We start from the raw sequence: 19,191 nt of genomic DNA, 5'->3' as shown, positions 1-19,191 counted from the left end.
CAGCCTAGGCCGTAACTAGGACAAGATCGCATGGTGCCGGTCACATGGGCGGGCCGAACCCGCCCGCCGTGCCGCCACGGCCACCGGAGCGGGCCGGCCGGGCCGCCCGCTCCGGTCGCCGGTCACCGCTGGTACGGCTCGGTCGGCTCGTCGCCGATCCGGGTCGCCGGGGGCTGTCCACCGGCGGTCGGCTGCTGACTGGCCGGGTTGATCAACTGGGTCCGCTCTGCGGCCACACCCTCGTCGGCGGCCTGCCGGATCACCTGGGTCCGCTCCTCACCAACGGCCGACGGGGCCGAAGTCGGCGGGGCGGCCGGCGGCGCGGTTGGCGACACGTTCGACGGCGGTGCGGCAGCCGGCGGGGCCGAGGCCGGCGGCGCGGAAACCGGCGGCGCGGAGGCCGGGGTGGGGATGCCCTGACCCTCGCCCGGCTGGCCGTATCCCGGTGCCGCGAAACCCGGCGGCGGGTACGACTGCTGCGGGTAACCCTGCGGATACCCCTGCTGCGGCTGCCCGGGCGGCGGGTAACCCTGCGGATACCCCTGCTGCGGGTAACCCTGTGCCGGGTAGCCCTGCGGGTAACCCTGCTGCGGGTAGGTGGGCTGACCGTAGTAACCCGGCTGCGGCTTCGGCTTGGGTACGTAGTAGAGCTGCCGCCAGAGCGTGAAGACCACGTACGCCGCGACCGCGAAGACCGCCAGCAGGGCGAGTTGGGCGAGGAGCCCGGTGAACGCCAGCCGGAACTCCCCCTCGGCCAGGGCCCCGACCAGCCAGGCGAGCATGGTGACGACCCAGAAGAACGCGGAGACGGCGTACTCCACCAGTGCGACCTGGGTGATCAGCTTCGCCTGGCCGACGACCGGCTGGATGTGCGTGGCGAGCAGCACGGCGAGCAGCGGCAGCAGGATCGTGGTGAGCCCGACGAAGTCTCCGAAGCTGTCACCGGCCCGGCGGGTGAACTCGTCCCCCTCGCCTCGTGGCACGAGCAAATTGATCACCGCGACGAGGAGCAGCAGCGCGTTGGCGCCGACCAGCACCAGTGCCGCCGGCTCCCGCAGCGGCTGCGTTATCTGTCGGGCCCGGGCCGAGTCGATCGGCGCGGGACCAGGCTGACTGGTCAAAGCTCCCCCTGGGGCGGTGTACGGACGGCTGCCGCGGGTGAGCCTAGTCGCCAACCCGCGCGTCGGCTCGCCACGCCGGGTGAGCGAGGATGGGGGCCATGCACATCGTGGTACTGACCGGCGGCATCGGCGGAGCCCGCTTCCTGGCAGGGGTACGGGCGTACGCCCGCGAGACCGGTGACGAGGTGACCGCCGTGGTCAACGTCGGCGACGACGTGATCATGCACGGGCTGCGGATCTGCCCGGACCTGGACAGCGTGATGTACACCCTGGGCGGCGGCGCCGACCCGGAACGCGGCTGGGGCCGGGTCGGCGAGACCTGGACGGTCAAGAACGAACTCGCCGCGTACGGCGCGGAACCGAGCTGGTTCGGCCTGGGTGACAAGGACATCGCCACCCACCTGGTCCGGACCACCATGCTCAACGCCGGTTACCCGCTCTCGGCGGTGACCGAGGCGCTCTGCGCCCGCTGGCAGCCCGGCGTACGGCTGCTGCCGGCGACCGACGACCGGCTGGAGACCCACGTGGTGGTCGACGTACCGGTGGGCGAATCCGGCACCGCGGATGGCGGCACCGACGACGGTGGGCAGCGGGCGATCCACTTCCAGGAGTGGTGGGTGCGGTACCGAGGCGACGTGCCGACCCACCGGTTCGTGTTCGTCGGCGCCGAGGCGGCGAAGCCCGCGGCCGGCGTGCTCGACGCGCTCACCAGCGCGGACGTGGTGCTGGTGGCGCCGAGCAATCCGGTGGTGAGTATCGCCCCGATCCTCGCGGTGCCGGGGCTGCGGGAGGCGCTGACCACCGGCCGGGCACCGGTGGTCGGCGTTTCGCCGATCATCGGCGACGCACCGGTACGGGGCATGGCCGACCGTTGCCTCGCGGTGCTCGACGTGCCCTGCACCGCCGCCGGGGTGGGCGGCCTGTACGGCGCCCGGTCCGCTGGCGGAATCCTCGACGGCTGGCTGGTGGACACGACGGACGCGGGGACCACGGTGCCGGACCTGACCGTACGGGCCGCACCGCTCTGGATGACCGACGAGGCCGCGACCGTGGCGATGGTCCGGGCCGCTCTGGAGTTGGCATGAAACTGGAAATCATGCCGGTGCTCGGCATCGGCGACGTGACCGAAGGCGACGACCTGGCGGCGCTGATCGCGACCGCGGCGCCGTGGCTGCGCGACGGCGACGTACTCGTCGTCACCAGCAAGATCGTGTCGAAGGCGGAGGGGCGGCTGGTCGACGTGCCGCCGACGGAGGGGCCGGAGCGGGACGCGGCACGGGAGGAGGTCCTCGCCGCCGAGACGGCCCGACCGGTGGCCCGGCGCGGCCCGACCCGGATCGTGCAGACCCATCACGGCTTCGTGATGGCCTCGGCCGGCATCGACGCCTCCAACGTGGACGCGGCCCGGCTGGTGCTGCTGCCGAAGGATCCGGACGCCTCCGCGCGCGGGCTGCGGGCCGCCCTGCGGGAGCGGCACGGAGCGGACGTGGCGGTGATCGTTTCGGACACCATGGGGCGGCCGTGGCGCAACGGCCTCACCGACGTGGCGCTCGGCGTCGCCGGCATGGACGCGATCCGGGACCACCGGGGCGAGGTGGACCCGTACGGCAACCAGCTCAGCATCACCCAGATGGCCGTGGTCGACGAGCTCGCCGGTGCGGGCGAACTGGTCAAGGGCAAGTGCGACCAGGTGCCGGTCGCGGTCGTACGCGGTTATCTGAACGCGGTCGGGCCGGACGACGGACCCGGCGCGACGACCCTGGTCCGGGACGCCGAGATGGATCTGTTCTCGCTCGGCACCGCCGAGGCGCGGGCCAGCGGGCTACGCGCGGCGGCCACCCTGCCGGAGTCGACCCCGGCCGCCACGCAGGACCCGGCGTCGGTGGCGGATCCGGTCGTGGTGGCGCGGGCGATCGCCGCCGTGGCCGACGTGGTCGCGCCCGGCACGGTCTTCTCCCCCGTCACCGACCAGGGGGTACGCGCCGAGCTGACGGCCCGCGTTCCGGACTGGCCGACGCATGCCACCACGATGATCCTCTGCGCTCCGCCGGAGGCGAGCGGTTCGGCGGCCACGCTGATCCGCTTCGGTGCCGACCTGCACCGGCTCCGCGCCGCCCTGGCGGCCGAGGGACTGCCCTCGTCGATCACGTCCGCACCCACCGACGGCGCCACCGCCGCCCTCGCCCTCTGAGTCGACCGGCACAGACCGGGCGCACGGGTTGTCGGGCGGGGCCCGCCGGTCACTGGTGCAGCATCGCCCGCCCCAGTGGCGTGAGCGTGTGCCGTACGTTGTTGCGGTCCCGCTGGCTGACCAGCAGTCCGGCGTTGCGCAGCACGGTGGCGTGCTGACTCGCGGCGGCGGGTGAGATACGCAGCCGGCGGGCCACCTCACCGGTGGAGCAACCCGCGTCCACCACCTCCAGCACGTTCGCCCGGGTCCGGCCGAGCAGCGCGGCGAGCGCCTCCCGGCCACCGCCGGCCGGGGCCGATCCGGTCCCCTCGCCGAGGGCTGGTACCAGCCCACCGAGCCGGTCCACCGGGTAGACCAGCACCGGCGGCAGTTCCGGGTCGAACAACGCCACCGGTGTCCGGGAGCAGAAGAAAGACGGGATCAGCAGCAGCCCACGGTCGCCGAGGTGCAGTTCCCGCGTGTCCGGGTAGTCGAGCACCTCCAGCACCCCGGCCGACCAGCGCACCGCCGGCCGGAGACTGGCCAGTAGTCCCTCGGCGCCTCCGTCGAGCAACGCCCTGGCCCGGCGGATCCGGTCCGCTTCGATCGCGGCCTCGATCCGGTCCCAGTACGGTCCGATCGCCACCGACCGGTACTGCCGCATCGAGTCGGTCAGGTGCTCCAGCACCATCGACTCGCCCCGGGCCAACGCCGACGCCGAACTGGGCAGGGCGCTCTCGGTGGCGAGCACGGTCAGGTCGCGGTGCAGCAGCCGGGCCGGGGTCGACCGGATGGCTTCGAGCCCGGCCTCGAAGCCCTGCGCGCTCTGCACCGGGGTGAGAAAGTCGGGAAAGTAGCCGCGCGGCGGGTTGAGTGCGAAAAGAAGCCGCTGCTGAGTGGCGGCGTTCTCCCGGCGTAGCCCCCGGTAGACGTCCCGCCGCCAGCCTGACATCAGCGGGTCGTTGGTGCGCCCCTGCAAAAGGTGCAGGCTCAGGATCAGTTCCCAGACGGGGTCGGCCGCGGACGCGACCCGGGTGCGGGCGATGTCCTCACTGGAGAAGAAGATTCTCAGCATCCAGGGTGCTCCCGATGGTGGCGGCCAAGGGGCGTTCCGGCACGCGTCGCACTGTACCCGCCTCAATCCACCTGCGTCTTTCAGCCTGAACTGAAACAGCTCGACGCTCGCGGTGACTGCCCGGCATGCTCGTCATTGCCCAGTGCGACGCAAGTCCTACCGGGGGCACGGGGAGGTGAGGACGTCCGGGCAGGTCACCACGAGGTTTCGCGGCCATTGATCCGCGGAGGTGCCGCCCGGACGTCCCGATCCGACGACAGACCCGACCAGAGCGCGATCCGCTGATCCTCGTCGGTCACGTAGAGATGACCTTCGTCCACCTCGGCCAGCCCCTCCACGTTGTGCAGTGGAGCGAGGTCGGCCACCAGTTCCGCCGGCACCGCCGTCGCGTGCGGCTCCGCCGGCAGCTGGAAACGTACGTGCCGGGATGTCACGTCCCCGCCGCTCGGGTGGTCGTCGAGCAGCACCGAACCCTTGCCGAGGGCGTCGATGGAACCGATCACGGCCGCGTACGACCCGTCGGACTGCGCCGACAGGGCGCGGAACCCGGTCAGCGCGCCGGCCGGGGTCACTCCGGTCAGCGCCAACGCCCGGACCGCGTGCGGCCACCCGCCCGACTCGAACATCCCGACCAGCCCGGAGAGCTCGATCAGGATCGGTTCGCCCCGGTCGGTGACCGGGAACCGGAGCCCGAGCAGCAGGTTGCCGCTCGGGGTGAACGCCGCCCCTTCCACGTTGAGCGGCAGGTCGTCCGGGGCGAGCCGGCTCACCCAGGTCTTCGCCCTGGCGGTGCCCCTTGCGACCGTCTCGGCGATGAACCGGTGTCGGACCCGGTCACCCGGGGCGAGCGTGGTGATCTCCGCGCCAGCCAGGACGTCGTTGACCGCCCGGTGCAGCCGGAACTGGTTGCGTACCACCTGCAACCGGAGCAGTCCGACGGCGGCGTCCGACTCCCGGAACCGGGCCACGAACGCCCGGCGGGGACGCAGCGGACCGGCCTTGGAACCAAAGTGGGAGCCGAACACGTAGACCCACTCGCCGAACCGGGCCAGCGCCTCGCCGTCCTCGGTCCGGCCCTGCTCGACCCCGGCGTCGGCGGCCACCGGGTACGCCGCCCACCGGCCGCTCTCCTCCTGGACCAGCAGGGCCAGCGCCCGGTCGATCGGGGCCTCGTCGAGCACCGTCCAGAAGGCGCGCCGCGCGCCGTACGCGGAGAGCACCTCGGGCGCACGTACGGCGAGCAGGTCACTGGCCTCGTTGCCGGCGACGACTAGGTCCACGGTCGGTACGGCTCCGGTCATGTCGATCAGGGTACGGAGCCCTGTCCCGCCTCCGGCCGACCCGGACTCCGTCCCCGGCCGACTCAGACGTAGCCCTCTTCGCCCCGCGACTTCAGCTCGTCGACGAGTTTCTTCACGTCCTGGGCCCGGTCCCGAGGGCAGATCATCAAGGCGTCGGGGGTGTCGACCACGATCAGATCCCGCACGCCGAGCGCGGCGACGAGCCGGTTCGAGTACGGCACCACCACCAGGTTGGCCGTGTCCCAGAGCAGGGCACCGGGCTTCTCCGTGCCCTCGCCGCCGAGCACCACGTTGCCCGAGGAGTCGGCCGGGAGCACCTCACCGAGGGTGTGGAAGTCGCCGATGTCGTTCCAGCCGAAGTCGCCCGGCACGGTCGCCACCCGCCCCGCCTCGGCCGCCCCCTCCATCACCGCGTAGTCGACCGAGATCTTGGTGAGCGTGGGCCAGACCGTGCCGAGCACGTCCTCCCGCTCGGGGGTGTTCCACGCCGCCGCGATCGCGGTCACGCCGGCATGCAGTTCCGGCTGCTGGCGGGCCAGTTCGGCCATGAAGACGTCCACCCGCCAGACGAACATGCTGGCGTTCCAGAGGTAACGGCCGGAGCGGACGTACGCCTCCGCGATGTCGGCCGCCGGCTTCTCCTTGAACTCCTCCACCCGACGCAGCGGGCCACCGTCGATCAGCGGACCGCACTGGAGGTAGCCGTATCCGGTCTCGGCACGGGTCGGGGTGATGCCGACTGTCATCAGCAGGCCCTGCTCCGCACCGACGATCGCCTGTCGGACCGTCTCCACCCAGCGGTTCGGGTCGACGATCAGGTGGTCCGCCGCGAACGATCCCATCACCGCGTCCGGCTCGCGTACCGCGATCACCGCCGCGGCGAGGGCGATCGCCGCGCAGGAGTCCCGCGGCGAGGGCTCGACGAGGATGTTCTCCTCGGGCAGTCCGGCCAGCTGGCGGGCCACCGCGGTCACGTGCGCCACCCCGGTCACCACCATCGTCCGGTCGGCGGAGGCCAGCGGGGCGACCCGCTCGACCGTCGCCTGGAGCAGTGACGCGTCGGTGCCGGTGAGGGGGTGGAGGAACTTGGGGTGTCCGGCGCGGGACAGGGGCCAGAGGCGGGTGCCACTACCACCGGCCGGAATGACGGCGAAAAACATCAACACATCATGCCGGATGTCGGCGCCGCCGTACGGAGGGTTGCCCCGAGCCTGGCGGCGACCGGCTCAGCCACGGACCCGGCTCCAGGCCGCGACGTGCACCTCGGCGCTGGACTCCCAGGTGAACTCCTTCGCCCGGTCGAGTCCCGCCTTGGCGAGGGTGAGCCGGCGCGACTCGTCGTCGAGCAGCGCGGCGAGATCGGCGGCGATCTGCTGCGGGTCCTCACTGGTGTACGCGACCGCGTCGCCACCGACCTCCGGCAGCGACAACCGGGGGGTGGTGAGCACCGGGGCGGCGCAGGCCATCGCCTCCAGGATCGGCAGACCGAAGCCCTCGCCGTAGGACGGGTACGCCGCGACCAGCGCACCGCCCAGGAACCCGGGCAGGTCGGCGTAGCGCAGATAACCGGGGCGGAGCAGCCGGAGGTGCGCGGGCACGTCGGCGACCGCCTGGTCGATCTCGTCGTCGTGTCCCTGACCACCGGCGATGACCAGGGCCGGCGGGTCGGGGCGGTGCTGCACCGCGGCCACCCAGCCGCGGATCAGGTTCGGCACGTTCTTGCGTGGCTCCTTGGCGCCGAGGAACGCCACGTAGCTGTGCCCACCGAGCCCGAGGCGGGCCCGTACCCGGGCCTTCTCCTCCTCGGTGGGGGCGTGGAAGGCACCCTGGTCGACCCCGTGGTACGCCACGTCGATCTTGGTGGGGTCGGCGTCGAGCAGCCTGATCAGCTCGTCCCGGGTCGCCTTGCTGGGCACGATCACCCGGTCGGCCCGGCGGAGCGAGGTCTTGATCGCGCTCCGGAAGAACGTCCGCCGGGACTTGTCGTAGTGCTCCGGCTCGGTGAAGAAGGTCGCGTCGTGCACGGTCACGGTCACCGGACAACCGGCCCGCAGTGGACAGGTGTAGAACGGCGAGTGCAGCACCTGCGCGTTGACCTGCTGGGCGAGCAGCGGCAGTCCGGTCTGCTCCCAGGCCAGCCGGGCCGGGCGGTGGGCCACCGCGGCCGGCGCGGAGATCACTTCGGCGGCCGGCAACATCCGGGCGTAGCGCTCCGTGTCGGTGCGCAGTCCGACCACGGCCAGATCGACGCCGCCGGATGCACAGAGCTTGCCCAGAGCGCCGAGCAGTCCGTCAACGTATCGACCGACGCCGCCCCGGTCGGCGGGGACGCTGGTGGCGTCGATCAGTACGCGGGGCGGTCGACCGGGGGTCACTTGGCGACTCCTCAAAACTGCGGGGTTGTGGGGAACAACACTCTTGCCAAGCCTACGCCGCCCCACTGACCCGCCGTCGACTGCGACCCGACAGCCGGCTGTCTTTCCGGCGACTCAGTCGCGTCGACGGCCGGTCCCGGCGCCGACCCGGAACGCTATCCTCAGTGGCGATGACGGACAAAAACACGGCCGACACGATCGCCCGGATACTCGCCTCGGCGGTTGCGGCCGACCCGACCAGACCGTTGCTGACCTGGTACGACGACTCGACCGGCGACCGTACCGAGCTGTCCGGTGCGACGCTTGCCAACTGGGTGGCGAAGACCGGCAACCTGCTCGTCGACTCGGCCGGACTGGCACCGGGCGACCGGGCGGCGGTCCTGCTGCCGCCGCACTGGCAGTCCGCCGCCGTGCTGCTCGGTTGCTGGTCGGCCGGGCTGGCGGTATACGGGGCCGGACTCACCGTGCCCGGCGCGGGCCCGGCCGGTGCCCCGGCGGGAGGTGCCGAGCCGCCGCGCCCGGTCGACGTGCTCTTCGTCGCGGCGGCCCAACTGGCGTCCGCGTCGTCCTGGGCGGCCGACGATCGGTACGCGCTGTCGCTCGCACCGATGGCCATGCCCCTGCGTACGGTCCCGTCCGGCTTCGCCGACTACGTGGTGGAGGTACGCGGCCACGGCGACCACTACACGCCCGCACCCGCGGGTGGGCCACAGGACGCCGGGCTGGCCGCGCTCGCCACCAAGCGCGCCTCCGCGCTCGGGCTCACCGCCGGTGCCCGGGTGCTGTTCGACGCGGCCACCCACCCGGACCCGGTGGACTGGCTGCTCGCCCCGTTGTCCGCCGGCGCCACGGTGGTGCTCTGCGGCGCGCTGGACCGGTCCCGGCTGGCCGACCGGGTGGCGGCGGAACGGGTCACCCTCGACCTCTCCTGACCGCCGCCGACCCCTCGGCGACCGGCGCACCGCTCACAGTTCGGCGGGCACCACCTCGCGCAGTACACCGTCGGGGCCGCACCGGTGGAACCCGGCGATGTCATCGAGCCACGGCCGGGTACGCGCCTGCGCCGGGGTGAGGACGGTCGCCTGGACCCGGAGTACGACGACCCGCCCCCGGTACGGGCTCCGCCCGCCGCCGACCACCCCGTTGTCGGTCGTACGGGCCGACCGCGCCGGCCACCCGGGGCGGGTGGCCGGCCTGCCGGTCAGCCCTCCGCCCGCCCCTTGGCGAAGAGTTCGAACGCGAGCAGGGACTCGGGATTGGCCAGCGCCCCGGTCGCCGCGGCCGACGCCACCGGCGTACCGGTGAGGATTTTCTTGACCGGCACCTCGAGCTTCTTCGCGGAGAGGGTGCGGGGCACCGCCCGGACCTGGTGGATCTCGTCCGGCACGTGCCGGGGCGACAGGGCGGTACGCAGTTCACGGGCGATCTTCGCGTGCAACGCCCGGTCGAGTTCGAGACCGTCGGCGAGGACGACGAAGAGCAGCAGCTCGCCGGCGCCACCCTCGTTGTCCTCCAGGTGCACCACGACCGAATCGGTGACCTCGTCCAACCCCTCGACCACGGAGTAGAACTCGGCGGTGCCGAGCCGTACGCCGCCCCGGTTCAGGGTGGCGTCGGAACGACCGGTGATCACACACCCGCCACGCTCGTTGATCGTGATCCAGTCGCCGTGCCGCCACACACCCGGGTAGTGGTCGAAGTACGCCTCCCGGTAGCGGTGACCGTCGGGGTCGTTCCAGAAGCCGACCGGCATGCTCGGCATCGGGGCGGTGATCACCAGTTCGCCGAGTTCGCCCCGGACCGGTTCACCGTCGGCCGACCGCGCCTCCACCCTGGCCCCCAGCGCCCGGCAGGCGATCTCACCGGCGTACACCGGCAGCAGCGGGACACCGCCGACGAACCCGGTGCAGACGTCGGTGCCACCGGAGAGCGACTGGAGTTGGAGGTCGCTGCCGACCTCCTCGTACACCCAGGTGAAGCCCTCGGCGGGGAGCGGGGCACCGGTCGAGCCGAGGCCGCGCAACCGGCTGAGGTCGGCGATCCGGCCGGGTCGTACGCCGGCCTTCCGGTTCGCCAGCAGGAACGGCGCGGAGGTGCCGAAGTAGGTGGTGCCGGTCTCCTCCGCCATCCGCCAGAGGGCGCCGAGGTCGGGTTCGGCGGGGCGACCCGGTTCGGCCCGTACCGCGGGATTGCCGTCGTAGAGCACGATCGCGGCGCCGACCGCCGGCCCGGAGACGAGGAAGTTCCACATCATCCAGCCGGTGGTGGTGAACCAGAAGAACCGGTCGGCCGGACCGAGGTCGTGGTGCAGGGCGAGCATCTTGAGGTGTTCGAGCAGGATGCCGCCGTGCCCGTGCACGATCGGTTTGGGCAGGCCGGTGGTACCGGAGGAGTAGAGCACGTAGAGCGGGTGGTCGAACGGCACCGGGTCGAAGGTGAGCGGCTCGTCGGTCTCGGCCGCCAGTTCCGTCCAGTTCAGCACCGGTCCGGCGGCCTGGGCCGGGGCACCCCGCGGGTGCAGGTAGTCCAGGACCACGGTGTACGCGAGCGACGGCAGCGCGGCCCGGATCGCGGCCACCTCGGCCCGCCGGTCGACCGGCTTGTCGCCGTACCGGTAACCGTCGACCGCGACCAGGACCTTCGGTTCGATCTGCTGCCAGCGGTCGGTGACGCTGCGGGTGCCGAACTCGGGCGCGCAGGAGGAGAAGATCGCGCCGAGGCTGGCGGTGGCGAGCATCAGCACGAACGTCTCGGGGATGTTCGGCGCGTACGCGGCCACCCGGTCGCCCCGGGTCACGCCGAGCCTGCGCAGTCCTGCCCGGACCCGGCGTACCTGGTCGCGCAGTTCGGCGGCGGTGAGGGTGACCGGCGGGCGGGTCTGACTGCGCGCGATCACCACCGGGGCGTCGTCGGCGAGGCCCGGCATGCGCAGCACGTGCTCGGCGTAGTTGAGGGTGGCGCCGGGGAACCAGGCGAAGCCGGGCATCTGGTCGCCGTGCAGTGTGGTGGTGGGCGGGGTGTGCGCGATGACCTCGAAGTAGTCCCAGATCGAACGCCAGAAACCGTCGAGGTCGGTGACCGACCACTCCCAGAGCGCGGCGTAGTCGGCGAAGTCAAGGCCGCGCCGTTCCCGCAACCAGTGCAGGTAGTCGCCGATCCGCGTGGTCTCGCGGACATCTGCCGGCGGCGCCCAGAGCACGTCAACCATGGTCCTCCCCTCCCCGGGCCTGCCACAACGCCGTGGTGTGACCCAGCCGCCATCCTGCCGTACGCCAGGCGCCCATTCTGCGCACCGCCCAGCCCCACCGACGCGTGGCCCGACCACATGGTTTGACCCAACCGATGTGGGACGCCCACGGCCCTCTCTCCCCGCGCTCGGGAAAGGAGATTTTTGTCCGTGTATCAGGTGACCGATTCCCGCCCTTACCTCGCACATTGACACCCGATCCGCGGCAGCCATAGCGTGTGATCGATCGCTCGGCACCGCCCTGGCCATCCCGACCAGCCGCGCGATCCGAAAGGACCCCGTCATGAACATCGACACGCGTACGCCCATGACCAGAAAGACGGTCCGACTCCTCGCGCTCCTGCTGGCGCTGATCTGCGTATCGTCCAGTCCCGCGATCGGCAGCGCGAAGGCCGCCGCGGCGGCCCCCGCCTTCAAGGTGATCGCCTTCTACAACGGCAACTGGGACCCGGCGCACATCAGCTTCGTCCAGGAAGCCAACCAGTGGTTCCCGCAGATCGCCGCGCAGAACAACTTCTCCTACACCTCGACCAGCGACTGGAGCCAGCTGAACACCGGCAACCTGGCCCAGTACCAGGTGGTGATGTTCCTGGACGACCTGCCGCCGGCGGCACAGCGTCCGGCGTTCCAGCAGTACATGCAGAACGGCGGCGCGTGGATCGGCTTCCACGTCTCCGCGTACACCGACAACCCGGGCGGCTGGGACTGGTACCACAACCAGTTCCTCGGCAGCGGCGCGTTCCGGAACAACACCTGGGGACCGACCACGGCCGTCCTGCGGGTGGAGGACCAGACGCACCCGTCGACCGTACGTCTGCCGTCTACCTTCACCTCGTCGGTGAGCGAGTGGTACAGCTGGAACAACGACCTGCGCAACAATCCGAACATCGACATTCTCGCCTCGGTCGACCCGAGCAGCTTCCCGCTCGGCACCAACCCGAACGAGACCTGGTACAGCGGCTACTACCCGATCATCTGGACGAACAAGAACTACAAGATGCTCTACGCGAACTTCGGACACAACGCCATGAACTACGACACCAACACCCCGCTGTCGTCCACCTTCGCCAGTGAGATCCAGAACCGCTTCGTCATCGACGGACTGCTCTGGCTCGGCGGTGGCGGCGGCACGCCGGAACCGCCGACCGACCCGATCTCGCCGACCGCCTGGTACACGCTGGTCAACCGGGGCAACGGCAAGTGTGTCGACAGCCGCGCCGCCGGCACCACGAACGGCACCGCGATCCAGCAGTACACCTGTAACAACAGCAACGCCCAGCAGTTCCAGTTCCAGCCGACCAGCGGCGGCTTCGCCCGGGTCAACAACCGTGGCAACAGCGCCCGGTCGCTCGACGTCACCAACGTCTCCACCGCCGACAACGCCCCGATCCAGCTCTGGACGTACAGCGGTGGCAACAACCAGCAGTGGCAGGCGGTCCCCGAGACCGGTGGCTACTACCGACTGGTCAACCGGCTCAGTGGCAAGTGTCTGGACGTGCCCGGCGCGTCCACCGCGAACAGCGTGCAACTGGTGCAGTACACCTGCAACGGCTCCGCCGCCCAGTCGTTCCGCCCGACCCCGCAACCCTGACCATCCAGCACCGCACGAGTACGGCCGTGACCTGCTGATCGGGTCACGGCCGTACTCGTGGGATCAGCCCGGAAACCGGCCCGGGAATCAGCCGGGAGCCGATGGTGGAATCGGCGTCGACAACGCGTACCGTGCACCCGTGAGCGAGCTGGTGTGACCAGCTTTTGTCGGCCCGGAGACCGTGGAGTGGCGCAATGGCCCCGGAGACATCGAGTCCGGAACGGTTGACCGGCGACACCGTCATCATCGGCAGAACCGAGCCCGAGCCGACCCGGCAGCCGACCCGGTGGAAGATCAACGCTCCGCGCGTTCTCCTCGGCTTCGCTCTGTTGATCATTGTCGTGGCGCCGGTCGCGCTCGCCGTCATCTCCGGCAGCATCTCCATTCCGCACAACGACGCCTGGTCGTACAGCCGGATCGCACAGGAGTTCGGCCGGACCGGAGAGATCCACCTGCTCGGCTGGAACCGGTCCGCGCTCGTCGGTCAGATCGTCGTACTCGGGCCGCTGGCGGCCTCGATCACCGCGCAGCAGATCTTCGTCGCGCTGCTGGCCGGCGTCGCGGTACTGGCCTGCTACGACCTGCTCGCCCCCAGCATCGGTCGGCTCCCCGCCTCGGTCGCCGCGCTGGTACTGGCGGTCTGGCCGGAACTCGGCCTGCTGGGCACCTCGTTCATGAGCGACGTGCCGGCACTGGCCGCCACGCTCGGCTGCCTCGCCCTGGGGCGTCGCGCCCTCACCGGCTCGTCGTTGCCCCTGTTGGCCGGGGCGCTGACGGTAGGACTCTGGGGGGTGGCCATCCGCGAGCAGGTCCTCGCCGCGCCGGTGGCGGTTCTGCTCGCCGCGCTCACCTCGTCCCCCACCCCCGTCCGGCGGGGAGCGCTCTCGTGGCGCTGGTCGGTCCTCGCCCTGGGCGCGGCGTTCGGCGCGGGGCTACTCGCGTTCGAGTGGTGGCGGCGGTCGCTCGCCGGTGACGACCCGCCGGCGCCGCTGCCCGACGGCCCGGTCCTGCCGGACGTACTGGATGTCGGGGTCCGGGGGTACTTCCTGCTGGCGATCGCGGTGGCACCGGCCGTGCTCGCGGTCGCCCGCCCGTGGCGGTGGAGTCCGGCCGCGTTGCTGGTCGCCGCCGGCACCGGTGCGCTCGCCCTGCTGGTCTGGCACGACTACCACCTGAGCGGCTTCCTGATGAGCGACTATCTGCTGCCGTCGGGTCCGTACCCCGCGGTGTTCAGGGGTGAGCGCTCGATGATCGGTGAATCCGTACTCCGGGTGCTCGTACTGCTCGCCATGGTGTCGGGCGTACTCCTGGCCGGCCTCGTGGTGGAGCGGGGGCGGCGCCTGCCTCCGCTGCTGCGCTGGTTCACTCTCTTCACCGTGGGCGGGCTGCTGGCGACCAGGGCGGCCGGGCAGACGGTGTTCGGCCGCTACCTGATCGTGCTGGTCCCGGTCCTGCTGCTGATCGTCCTCGCCCGGCGGGAAGAACCGTCCGGGTCGCCCGAGCGGGCCGAGTCGAGCGGGGCGGGAGACCGGGTGCGGCGCGGGTTCCCGCTCGGCCGGGCCGGGGTGCTGGCCGGGATCGCGGCGGGTACGTTCCTGGCCGCCTTGTCCCTGTTCGTCACCGCGTACGGGTCGGCGCTCGATGCGGCCCGGTGGCACGCCGGTGAGCGGTTGGTGGCGGAGGGCGTACCGGCGGCCGAGATCGATGCCGGGTTTGAGTGGTCGGGCTACTACTCGCCCGACGGCGTGGAGTACGCCCCGAAGGGGGCGGTGCTGCTCAACTGGTACAGCACCAAGTTCGCCAGGAACCCACCCTGCTTCGCCGTCGCCTCCTCGGCGCAGTCCGAGCCGAACTGGCGCCTGGTCCGTACGGTCGACTACCGCGAGTACGTCGTTGCCGGCAATGCGCGGCTCTGGGTGTACGAGACCGGGCACTGCGCTCCGCGCTGAGCCGGCCGGTCATCTCCCCGCCGACCGGCTATTTCCCGGTACGGACACGGACGCTGTCTGGATTGCATACCTTGACCAGGTATGGCCCGTTCCTCCGTAGCCCTGACCGGTGTGGTCCGCCGTGGGCCACACCACCCGGTCGGGGGAGGCTGACCGATGCCGAACAAGGGTCGGGGCACGCTGGTCCGGAGTTCCGACGCGCCGGAGCGGGCCACCCTGCTGGAGTTGCTCTTCGACGTGGCGTACGTCGCCGCGCTCGCCCTGTCGTCGGTGCGACTGGCCGGGAACCTCACCCCGGTCGGGGCGCTACAGCTGCTCGTGCTCCTCATGGCGATCTGGTGGACCTGGTCGATCACCGCACTGCTGACCGACTTCTACAACCCGGAGCGGCTCCCGATCCAGGCGATGATCGCTGGCAAGATGCTCGGCACCATTCTGCTGGCCGCCGCGGTGCCGCACGCCTTCACCGAGATCGGGGTGGTCTTCGCTGGCGCGTACGTGGTCATGCATGTCGGCCGGGGAATCGTGCTGATGGCCGTCCTGCGCGGGCACACCGCCCAGATCCGGGCCACCCGCTTCCTGTTCTGGTTCGTCATCTCGGGGTTCTTCTGGATCGGCGGCATCTTCGCCGATGACGGAGTCCGCCTCGGACTCTGGGCAGTGGCGATCACGATCGACTATGTCGCGGCCGGGTTCCGGTATCCCACCCCGCGCATCGGCCGGGTACCGGTGGCGCAGTACAACAAGGCCAGCAAGCACCTCGGCGAGCGCTATCAGCAGTTCGTCATCCTCGCGCTCGGCGACCTCCTGCTGGTTCCCACCCTGCGGCTGGGGAACAACGAGTTCACCGTCGGCCGCGTCGGCGCGTTCACGCTGGCCCTGGTGACCACGCTGCTGCTCTGGCAGATCTACGTCTTCCGGGCCGACGCCTTCCTACAGTCGGCGCTCCGGGGCGCGGCCCGGGCCACCCGTTGGGCGCCCTACACCCACCTGCTCATGGTGCTCGGCGTCGTCTGCAGCGCCGCCGGGTTCGACCTGGTCATCGCGCGACCCGAGGGCACGACCCCGGGCGGCTGGATCTATGTGATCTTCGGCGGACCGATGCTCTTCCTGATCGGCCGGACAATCTTCGAATACGTGGTCTTCCACACTCTCTCGCGGTCCCGGCTGGTCTGGGTAGCGGTGCTGCCGCTGGTCGGACTGACCACGGTGAACCTGCCACCGGTCCTGGTCACGGCCGTCAGCAGCGCGACCCTGCTCGGCGTCGTCGTCTCCGACGCGCTCCACACCTGGCGGAAGACCTCGGGCAGAGCGGCCGGAAGCTGACCCGCCGGTCTCAGCCGGCCGCGCGGTTGGCCTGGATCGCGTTCCGTTTGGCCAGCCGGTGGGCCCGACGGATCTCCGCCTCCCGCCACCGGCGCTCGTCGTCGAGGGTCTCCGGCAGCACCGGGCGTACCTCGCGCGGGTTGCCGGCGACGTCGACGGCGACAAAGACGAGGTACGCGGTGACCACCCGCAGCGGCTGGTCCTCGGCGCTGTCCCAGCGCTCGGCGACCACCTTGACCCCGACCTCCATCGAGGTGCTCCCGGTCCAGTTGACCTGGGCGTGTGCGTGCACCAGGTCCCCGACCCGGACCGGCTCGGAGAAGACGATCTCGTCGATCGCGGCGGTGACCGCCGTACCGCCGCTGTGCCGGGCGCCCGCCGCCCCGGCCACGTCGTCGACGAACTTCATCAGCACCCCGCCGTGCACGGTGCCGTACAGGTTGACGTCCACCGCGGTCATGATCCGGCTCAACGTCACCCGGGAGTACGAGGTCGGCTTGCCCACCAGTGGGGACGTCGTCGGCTCGGTCATGCCCCAGACGGTACGGTCCCGCGGACCCGCCCGGCACCCGGACCGACGGGTGGATGACCTACGTCTCCGCGGCCGTCCACCCGTCGGGGGATCGTCACCGGCAGCACCGGCTACCGGGGACGGGCGTTACTGGTAGACCCGGACGTAGTCGACGAGCATCCGGGACGGGAACGGGGTGGTGCCGTCCACCGGTCCGGGGAAGTCGCCGCCGACCGCCAGGTTCAGGATGATGTAGAAGGGGTGGTCGAAGACCCACGGGCCACGGGTCGACTCGACGGTCTCCTTGCTGGCGTAGAAGACGGTCGTCCCGTCCAGCTTGAAGGTGATCCCCCGGCTGTCCCATTCGGCCGACCAGACGTGGTAGTCCAGCGACAGGTCGGTGTTGCCGGGAGTGGTGTACCTCTGCCCGTACCCGCCACCGCCGTTGTAGGCCGGCGCGTGCAGCGTCGAGTAGCCCTCCAGGGTGTTGCGGCCGAGCACCTCCATGATGTCGATCTCGCCGTTGTACGGCCACGGGCGCCCGGTGAGGAAGTCGGCGCCCATCATCCAGAACGCCGGCCACAGCCCGTTGCCCTTCGGCACCTTCACCCGGGCCTCGACCCGCCCGTACTGGACGGTGAACTTGCCCCCGGTGTTCATCCGGTGCGAGGTGTAGTCACGTCCACCGGCGGTCTCCCGCCGGGCCTCGATCACCAGGGAGCCGTTGCCGTCCATGTTCGCGTTGTTGTTGTTCGTGTAGTACTGGATCTCGTTGTTCTGGCCGGTGCCCGGGTCGATGGTCCACTTGGCCGGGTCCGGCTTGGTGCCGGCTCCGCCGTTGAACTCGTCGCTCCAGACCAGCCGGGTGGCCGGGAAGGTCGGGTCGGCCGGCTGCGCCGGGGGTGTGATCGGCGCGCCACCGGTGCCGTAGACCTTGAACTCCCAGAGCGAGTAGCCGTACGCGGTGCCCCGGGCGGTGCCGTACATCCGGACGTAGCGACCGGTGCCGTTGAGGTTGATCGTCTCCTTGAAGCCCGCACCGGTGGTGGTGGAGTAGACCGTGGTCCAGGTGGTCGCGTTCGGCGACACCTGGATCTGGTACGCCCGACCGAAGGCCGGGTCCCACTGGAGTACGACCTGCGAGATCGTGGCGGTGGCGCCCAGGTCGACGTAGATCCAGCCGGGGTCGACCCAGCCGGTGGTGGAACTGGTGGCCCAGCGGCTGGCCGGATCGTTGTCGAACGCCTTGTCCGGGGTGCAGCCGTAGCAGTTGACGTCGTTCTGGTCGGACGAGGCGACCGCCGGCTTGCCGTACGACAGCAACCGAACGCCCCCGGGCGGTGGGGTGGTGGTCGGCGGCGGGGTGGTGGTCGGCGGCGGAGTCGTCGGCGGGGTGGTCGGGGGCGTGGTCGGCGGGGTGCCGCCGCCACCGGTGCGCACCTGGAACTCCCAGAGCGAGTAGCCGTACGCGGTGGCGCGCGCGGTGCCGTACACCCGGATGTAACGGCCGGTGCCGGAGACCGTCAGGGTCTGCACCCCGCCGGCGCTGGTCGTGGTCGAGTAGATCGTGGTCCACGGCGCGGTTCCGGTCGCCGAGACCTGGATCTGGTACGCGGTGGCGTGGGCGGCCTCCCAGTTCAGGGTCACACCGCAGATCGACTGGCTGGAGCCGAGGTCAACCTGGAGCCACTGCGGGTCGCTGAACGCGCTGCCCCAACGGGTGGTGGCGCTGCCGTCCGTCGCCGCGCTCGCCGGGGTGCCGACGGCCTCGGCGGAGGAGGCGGTGGTCGGCCGGTTGAGGGCCGCGTTGGTGGTGCCGCAGACCGCGGGGGTGGTGGGGCCGAAGACCTGGAACTCCCAGAGCGAGTAGCCGTACGCGGTGCCACGCGCGGTGGCGAGCATGCGGACGTAGCGGCCGGTACCGGAGACGGTCAGCGACTGGGTGCCGCCGGCGCCGGTGGTGGTCGAGTAGACCGAGGTCCAGGTGGTGCCGTTGGTCGACACCTGGATCTGGAAGGCGCGGGCGTAGGCGCCCTCCCAAACCAGGTCGACCCGGTTGATCGCCTGGCTGGAGCCGAGGTCGACCTGCAACCACTGGGCGTCACTGAAGGCGCTGGACCAGCGGGTGCCGGCATCGCCGTCGACCGCCGCGGAGGCGGGCATGGCCGCCGACTGGACCGAGGACGCGGTCGCCGGCCGCCCCTGGGACAGCGGTGGTTCGGCCGCACCGGCCCGGTCTGCGGAGATTGCCACGTACGCGCTGAGTAGTGCCACGAGGGCGCTCAACACGACGATCAGGCGCCACCGGATCAGCCGGCGGCGCTGGACGTCGGGCAGCGATACGGCCCCATCCATCGTTCCTCCTTGGACTGGCCTAACCGAGGACATGATTCGACTCGGTTACGCGAGGGTGTCGAACATGTGAGAGCGCTCTCTTAATCGCCAACTTTCACCCTCACGACGACAAGAGTCAATGCCCTGTCGGTTCCGGAACTTGGCCGAGGTTCCCATCTCGGGCAGCCCGG

At 71.1% G+C, this 19,191-nt stretch carries 14 protein-coding genes and 1 pseudogene; 6 read left to right on the top strand and 9 right to left on the bottom strand.

Annotated features, from left to right (window positions below; translation table 11 throughout):
* Nucleotides 1–122: 122 nt before the first annotated feature.
* Nucleotides 123–1,121 (bottom strand): hypothetical protein, encoded by a 999-nt coding sequence (locus BDK92_RS23270; protein WP_211349339.1) that lies wholly within the window; start codon nt 1,119–1,121, stop codon nt 123–125.
* Between the two features lie 98 nt (nt 1,122–1,219).
* On the opposite strand from BDK92_RS23270, the gene cofD reads away from it, so the two are divergent.
* Nucleotides 1,220–2,206: a 2-phospho-L-lactate transferase gene (gene cofD / locus BDK92_RS23265; RefSeq protein WP_211349338.1), complete on the top strand. Its 987-nt coding sequence runs from the start codon at nt 1,220–1,222 to the stop codon at nt 2,204–2,206.
* Entirely contained in the window at nt 2,203–3,312 is a 1,110-nt protein-coding gene (locus BDK92_RS23260; RefSeq protein ID WP_121158610.1) for a coenzyme F420-0:L-glutamate ligase, read from the top strand. The genes cofD and BDK92_RS23260 overlap by 4 nt, the downstream gene beginning before the upstream one ends.
* A 49-nt stretch (nt 3,313–3,361) precedes the next feature.
* Here BDK92_RS23260 and BDK92_RS23255 read toward each other — a convergent pair whose 3' ends face one another.
* The 4 genes and pseudogenes from BDK92_RS23255 to BDK92_RS23240 form a co-directional block, all read right to left on the bottom strand.
* Entirely contained in the window at nt 3,362–4,366 is a 1,005-nt protein-coding gene (locus tag BDK92_RS23255) for an ArsR/SmtB family transcription factor (protein WP_121158609.1), read from the bottom strand.
* Between the two features lie 260 nt (nt 4,367–4,626).
* Nucleotides 4,627–5,667 (bottom strand): annotated as a pseudogene (locus BDK92_RS23250) (hypothetical protein); the annotation flags it as partial.
* Nucleotides 5,668–5,729: 62 nt separating this feature from the next.
* Nucleotides 5,730–6,827: a mannose-1-phosphate guanylyltransferase gene (locus BDK92_RS23245; protein ID WP_121162511.1), complete on the bottom strand. Its 1,098-nt coding sequence runs from the start codon at nt 6,825–6,827 to the stop codon at nt 5,730–5,732.
* Nucleotides 6,828–6,893: 66 nt separating this feature from the next.
* Complete coding sequence (locus tag BDK92_RS23240; RefSeq protein WP_121158608.1) at nt 6,894–8,042, bottom strand: glycosyltransferase family 4 protein; 1,149 nt, start codon at nt 8,040–8,042, stop codon at nt 6,894–6,896.
* A gap of 170 nt (nt 8,043–8,212) precedes the next feature.
* Here BDK92_RS23240 and BDK92_RS23235 point away from each other — a divergent pair, with 170 nt between their 5' ends.
* Entirely contained in the window at nt 8,213–8,974 is a 762-nt protein-coding gene (locus tag BDK92_RS23235; protein ID WP_121162510.1) for a TIGR03089 family protein, read from the top strand.
* Between the two features lie 33 nt (nt 8,975–9,007).
* Here the strand turns inward: BDK92_RS23235 and BDK92_RS39125 are convergent, their stop codons facing one another.
* Nucleotides 9,008–9,181 (bottom strand): hypothetical protein, encoded by a 174-nt coding sequence (locus BDK92_RS39125; protein ID WP_170208658.1) that lies wholly within the window; start codon nt 9,179–9,181, stop codon nt 9,008–9,010.
* A 62-nt stretch (nt 9,182–9,243) separates the two neighbouring features.
* Nucleotides 9,244–11,250: an acetoacetate--CoA ligase gene (locus BDK92_RS23230; RefSeq protein ID WP_121158607.1), complete on the bottom strand. Its 2,007-nt coding sequence runs from the start codon at nt 11,248–11,250 to the stop codon at nt 9,244–9,246.
* Nucleotides 11,251–11,572: 322 nt separating this feature from the next.
* On the opposite strand from BDK92_RS23230, the gene BDK92_RS23225 reads away from it, so the two are divergent.
* The 3 genes from BDK92_RS23225 to BDK92_RS23215 all read left to right on the top strand — a co-directional run bounded on the left by BDK92_RS23225 (nt 11,573) and on the right by BDK92_RS23215 (nt 16,155).
* Nucleotides 11,573–12,880: a ThuA domain-containing protein gene (locus tag BDK92_RS23225; protein ID WP_246017206.1), complete on the top strand. Its 1,308-nt coding sequence runs from the start codon at nt 11,573–11,575 to the stop codon at nt 12,878–12,880.
* Nucleotides 12,881–13,074: 194 nt separating this feature from the next.
* Nucleotides 13,075–14,829 carry a hypothetical protein gene (locus BDK92_RS23220; protein ID WP_121158605.1) on the top strand — a complete coding sequence of 585 codons (1,755 nt, stop codon included), beginning with the start codon at nt 13,075–13,077 and terminating at the stop codon, nt 14,827–14,829.
* A 156-nt stretch (nt 14,830–14,985) separates the two neighbouring features.
* Complete coding sequence (locus BDK92_RS23215; RefSeq protein ID WP_121158604.1) at nt 14,986–16,155, top strand: low temperature requirement protein A; 1,170 nt, start codon at nt 14,986–14,988, stop codon at nt 16,153–16,155.
* A 10-nt stretch (nt 16,156–16,165) separates the two neighbouring features.
* Here the strand turns inward: BDK92_RS23215 and BDK92_RS23210 are convergent, their stop codons facing one another.
* Nucleotides 16,166–16,687 (bottom strand): acyl-CoA thioesterase, encoded by a 522-nt coding sequence (locus tag BDK92_RS23210; RefSeq protein ID WP_121158603.1) that lies wholly within the window; start codon nt 16,685–16,687, stop codon nt 16,166–16,168.
* A gap of 126 nt (nt 16,688–16,813) precedes the next feature.
* On the bottom strand, nt 16,814–19,021 hold the full coding sequence (locus BDK92_RS23205; RefSeq protein ID WP_211349337.1) for a discoidin domain-containing protein: 2,208 nt from the start codon (nt 19,019–19,021) through the stop codon (nt 16,814–16,816).
* Between the last annotated feature and the right edge of the window lie 170 nt (nt 19,022–19,191).

The organism is Micromonospora pisi, from assembly GCF_003633685.1.
GTDB lineage: Bacteria > Actinomycetota > Actinomycetes > Mycobacteriales > Micromonosporaceae > Micromonospora_G > Micromonospora_G pisi.
The sequence above is the reverse complement of the archived record's forward strand: the minus strand, read 5'-3'. Positions and strand labels throughout refer to the sequence as shown.

Excerpts from the sequence above, each read along its gene's own strand:
- BDK92_RS23260 (WP_121158610.1), top strand. The coding sequence starts at position 2,203 with ATGAAACTGGAAATCATGCCGGTGCTCGGCATCGGCGACGTGACCGAA.
- BDK92_RS23255 (WP_121158609.1), bottom strand. The coding sequence starts at position 4,366 with ATGCTGAGAATCTTCTTCTCCAGTGAGGACATCGCCCGCACCCGGGTC.
- cofD (WP_211349338.1), top strand. The coding sequence starts at position 1,220 with ATGCACATCGTGGTACTGACCGGCGGCATCGGCGGAGCCCGCTTCCTG.
- BDK92_RS23230 (WP_121158607.1), bottom strand. The coding sequence starts at position 11,250 with ATGGTTGACGTGCTCTGGGCGCCGCCGGCAGATGTCCGCGAGACCACG.
- BDK92_RS23245 (WP_121162511.1), bottom strand. The coding sequence starts at position 6,827 with ATGTTTTTCGCCGTCATTCCGGCCGGTGGTAGTGGCACCCGCCTCTGG.
- BDK92_RS23210 (WP_121158603.1), bottom strand. The coding sequence starts at position 16,687 with ATGACCGAGCCGACGACGTCCCCACTGGTGGGCAAGCCGACCTCGTAC.
- BDK92_RS23205 (WP_211349337.1), bottom strand. The coding sequence starts at position 19,021 with ATGGATGGGGCCGTATCGCTGCCCGACGTCCAGCGCCGCCGGCTGATC.
- BDK92_RS23225 (WP_246017206.1), top strand. The coding sequence starts at position 11,573 with ATGAACATCGACACGCGTACGCCCATGACCAGAAAGACGGTCCGACTC.
- BDK92_RS23235 (WP_121162510.1), top strand. The coding sequence starts at position 8,213 with ATGACGGACAAAAACACGGCCGACACGATCGCCCGGATACTCGCCTCG.
- BDK92_RS23220 (WP_121158605.1), top strand. The coding sequence starts at position 13,075 with ATGGCCCCGGAGACATCGAGTCCGGAACGGTTGACCGGCGACACCGTC.
- BDK92_RS23215 (WP_121158604.1), top strand. The coding sequence starts at position 14,986 with ATGCCGAACAAGGGTCGGGGCACGCTGGTCCGGAGTTCCGACGCGCCG.